A 204-nucleotide genomic window follows, 5' to 3' on the forward strand; every position below is an offset into this window, starting at 1 on the left:
TCGAAGGTGACGAAGAGATTGACGGTGCCGTTGCGGCGGTACTCATAATCGTAGCGCTCGCGCTGTCCGGGCCTGGCCGGGATCGGCTGGCGCACCTCGCCGATCAGCTGGATGGGGGTCTCGTCGAAGCAGACCAGCGGCCGCTCGAGATCCGGCGCCTCGGAATAGAGATCGAGCACGTCCTCCATGCGGGCGACGTATTCG

1 pseudogene is annotated in these 204 nt (G+C 65.2%); it reads right to left on the bottom strand.

Annotated features, from left to right (window positions below):
* Positions 1-204 (bottom strand): annotated as a pseudogene (locus KJQ96_RS40020) (IS630 family transposase); the annotation flags it as partial.

The sequence above is a fragment of the Bradyrhizobium sp. sGM-13 genome, assembly GCF_018398875.1.
Taxonomy (GTDB): domain Bacteria; phylum Pseudomonadota; class Alphaproteobacteria; order Rhizobiales; family Xanthobacteraceae; genus Bradyrhizobium.